The organism is Variovorax sp. P4_D9 (genome assembly GCF_056401695.1).
Genome location: NZ_JBFUIU010000812.1, coordinates 1 through 3,901 on the forward strand (window position 1 = coordinate 1; position 3,901 = coordinate 3,901).

3 protein-coding genes are annotated in these 3,901 nt (G+C 61.7%); all 3 read right to left on the bottom strand.

Features of this window, described 5'->3' with window-relative positions; translation table 11 throughout:
* Positions 1-456 (bottom strand): carbohydrate ABC transporter permease (locus AC1DY5_RS45795; RefSeq protein WP_478121025.1); only part of this gene is annotated, 456 nt, incomplete at its 3' end.
* A gap of 119 nt (positions 457-575) precedes the next feature.
* Positions 576-1,883, bottom strand: a complete 1,308-nt coding sequence (locus AC1DY5_RS45800) for an ABC transporter substrate-binding protein (RefSeq protein WP_478121026.1) — start codon at positions 1,881-1,883, stop codon at positions 576-578.
* 1,164 nt (positions 1,884-3,047) lie between these two features.
* Positions 3,048-3,901: LysR family transcriptional regulator (locus AC1DY5_RS45805; RefSeq protein ID WP_478121027.1), on the bottom strand; the 854-nt coding region annotated here is incomplete at its 5' end.

Genomic DNA, 3,901 nt, shown 5'->3' on the forward strand with positions numbered 1-3,901 from the left:
GAACAGCGGCAGGTCGGTCAGCCAGTCGACSGGCTCGGCCCCGAAGGCGCGCCAGAGGTCGGCCAGCACGCCGTAGATCGGGTTCATCATCATGTGCTTCCASAGCARYGCRTTSACCGTSGGCATGACGAARAAGGGCGAGATCAGMAGCACGCGSACGRYGCCKCGKCCGGGRAAGGGYTCGTTGACCAGCAGSGCCAGCMMCACGCCMAGSAYCACYGTGATSRCGATSACGCTGCCKATCAGCRYCAKCGTGTTCSASACCGCCGGCCAGAARTCGGGGTCGGTGMTGAAGTAGTGAAAGTTCTCGATGCCTGCAAACGGACGGTCGCCGGGCTGCATGAGGTTGTATGTGACGAACGAGAAATACAACGTCATCACGAGCGGCACGATCATCCAGAGGAAGAGCGTCAGCACGGCGGGCGCCATCAGCACCCTGGGCATCAATCGGTTCATAGGTCTCCTTGGTGCCTTACCCCGCTTGGGAAGGCTCGGATGGGGGAGGGGGTGCCACGGCAACGCGGCTGGAGCCTCAATCGCAGCCCCCTCCCGCCGGAGGGGGAGGGGTTTTCAGGTCACTTGTAGTAACCGGCCTTTTTCATTTCGCGCTCGGCTGCCAGTTGTGAGGTCTTGAGCGCCTGGTCGACCGTCACCTTGCCCGAAAGTGCGGCGCTCATCTGCTGACCCACCGCCACGCCGATGGCCTGGAACTCAGGGATGGCCGCGTATTGCACGCCCGAGTACGGGGATTTTGGCAGCGTGCTGTCGTTCGGGTTGGCGGTGTCGATGGCCTTCTTTTCCGCTTCGGCAAACTTCGAGGCCTTGAGGAACTCCGGCGTTTCATAGGTCGACTTGCGCGTGCCGGTGGGCACGGTATTCCAGCCCGTTTCCTTGGCGACCAGCTTGATGTAGTCCTTTGAGGTGGCCCACTTGACGAAGGTCTGCGCGGCGTCGACCTTGGTCGAGCTGGCGGGGATTGCCAGCGACCAAGCCCACAGCCAGTTGGCGCCTTTGGGCGTGACAGCCGTGGGTGCCTGCGCGAATGCTACCTTGTCGGCGACCTTCGACTGCTTGGGGTCGCTGATGAACGATGCCGCAATGGTTGCGTCCACCCACATTGCGCACTTGCCCTCGTTGAAGAGCGCCAGGTTCTCGTTGAAGCTGTTGGCCGAGGCACCGGGCGGGCCGTCCTTCTTCATCAGGTCGACATAGAAGGTGATGGCGTCCTTCCAGGGCTTGGTGTCGATCTGCGGCTTCCATTGCATGTCGAACCACTGGCCGCCATAGGTGTTGACCAGCGTGCTCAGGAAGGCCATGTTGTCGCCCCAGCCCGGCTTGCCGCGCAGGCACATGCCGTACACGCCGCCCTTGGGATCGTTGACCTTGTCCGCAAACTCCTTCACCTGGGTCCAGGTCGGCTGGTCGGGCATCTTGAAGCCGACCTTTTCGGCCAGGTCCTTGCGGTACATCAGCATCGAGCTCTCGCCATAGAAGGGCGAGGCGTAGAGCTTGCCGTCGAGCGACAGGCCAGAGCGGATGGCCGGCAACAGGTCGTCGACGTCATACGCGGCATCGGTGGCGATCGGCAACAGCCAGCCCTTCTTCGACCAAATAGGTGCTTCGTACATGCCGATGGTCATCACGTCGAACTGGCCGCCCTTGGTGGCGATGTCGGTGGTCACGCGCTGCCGCAGCGTGCCCTCTTCCAGAGTGACCCACTTGAGCTTGATGTCGGGGTGGGCCTTCTCGAAGAAGGGAGTGAGCTTCTGCATCTCGATCATGTGACCGTTGTTGACGGTCGCGATGACTAGTTCGGTCTCGGCGCGGGCGAGGCCGGCGGCTGCGAGTGCGAGCACCAAGCCCGTCTTGAGGATCAGCTTCATGAGATTTGTCTCCGTTTGGAATCGGCGACCGGTGCGGCGCCGTGAGACTAATTCTGGAGGTTGACCCATGCGGCCTTGGTACTCTGCATGGTGCGATATGTACGTTATTGCGTTGTTTGGCTAGTGGTTTCCCTGATTTTGGCAAGCGAGCATTGGCGCAAGCGCTCCGTCTGCGATCGGAGTCTGCGACATGAGTTCGGCCAACGGCGGCTATCGGGCGAGCAGTTGCGGTCGCTGTCTGTCCTCTCTGGGTAGGCCCATTCCTGCCCTACGTCCTTCCACATTCGATGCCGCGAAGCGGCCATTGCGCGCCGCGCAGTTCCTTTCGCTCTACGAACATTTTTCATCCTCGCTTGTGCTGTCGCCAAGCGGGCCGGTGTTCAGGTCGCCAGCGAGGCCAGTCAGCACCGCATAGCCTGCCTCAAGGCCTCGGATATACGTCGAGAAGCCTGAAGCAGCTTCCAGCAGAGTCCTGAACTCGCTGGAGTGATCGAAGGATTCTAATGTAGTGCGCTCGAAATAATAGAACTTAAAGTATACTGCGCATACCAAGCTTTGCGGAGGTTTGAGCCATGCGCGTTGCCCGGAAGATCGAACTGGATGCGGTTGCCGAACGGGAGTTGACTGCGCTCGCCCGGCGCGGCCGCGTTGATGGGACGCAGCGGGGCCCGGGGGTGTTTCCTGGTCTTCCCGCCGAAGCGGTGTCAAGGGCGGGCGCCAGCCCGCGGACCCTTGATACTGCGCAGGGGGTCAGATGCTTGCGTATGGCTGTGGGGTGCGGCATGCCGCCCCCACAGCCATAGCGGCACGCATTGTGCTTTTGGAATATTGCCCAAGACATCGCGGGACATGAGGTTCATCGGGACTTAGGCGTTCAGGTGARAGAATCTTTCATCCCGGCCCCGAAAGTGATGAGATGCGCGCAATATCTGCCCAAGTCGTCACTGTCTCGACCTCAAATAGGTCGGGTCTCTAATCCGAAATTAGTGCGGGTCGTAACAGCCGATCTGAGTCATAGATCGGCGCGCTGTGAACGACGGCTCCCGCTGCGATGCTGACCTACTCCATGCGAGCGTTCGGCTATAGAGCAGGGCGTAGACCTACCGCCTTCTAAACAATCTCAACACCAGGCGGGAGGGCAGCGGAAAACGTCGCTCAGGCAATTCAATTCGTCCGGACGGCGAGGCGGCGGATTTCGTTCAGCAACGCTTGCGCCGTCGCTGAGAGTCGGGCGCCAACTCTCATCGTCACTCCGATGCTGCGTTCGAGGCCGGGCATCGCCAATGGCAGGGCTTTGAGGTGGCCGGCTTCGATCTCGTAGTGAAGTTGGTGAATCGACAGCACGGTYATCATGCGGCCCTGTAGCAGCATCCCGCGCACGAGCGCCTGATCGCCGGTTTCGACTGTTGCGCGCGGGGGCGCTTCACCGTGTGAGATGAAGTAGTTCGCAAGCGATTCCCGAAGTGGCGTACCCGGTCGCGACAGGATCCATGGGTATTCCCTAAGGTCCGCAAACGTCAGATGCTCTCGGCTTACGAGCGGGTGACGGGCGGATGCGATCAGTCGCAGTTGGTCGACAAAAAGCGCTTCGCTGACGAGATCACGATCGGAAGTGGGTCGTAACGCCCCGACGATGAAGTCCACCTTGCCGCCCAGCAGGCCGGCGCACAGTTGCTCATAGGGGCTTTCCAGGGAATGGACCCGCAACCCCGGATGCTGCGCGAGCAGGGTGTCGATTGCCATGGGAAGCAGACGCGTGCGGGCCAGAGGCAGGGTGCCGACAGTGACGAGCCCCTCGAGGCGGCCCTGAGCGGCAGAGACGTCATCCTCGATGCGTCGCAGCTCTGTCAGCGCCCGATCGAAGCGCATCAGCCAGCGTGCTCCAGCGTCCGTGGGGACGAGCCCTCTGGCTGTGCGCAGGAACAGCCTTTGGCCCAGCACTTCCTCGAGGCGACCCACGGCTGCGCTGATCGCGGGCTGAGTGACACCGAGTTGGCGCGCGACGGTCGGCATATGGT

Coding starts and splice junctions, on each gene's coding strand:
- AC1DY5_RS45800 (WP_478121026.1), bottom strand. CDS start 1,883: ATGAAGCTGATCCTCAAGACGGGCTTGGTGCTCGCACTCGCAGCCGCC.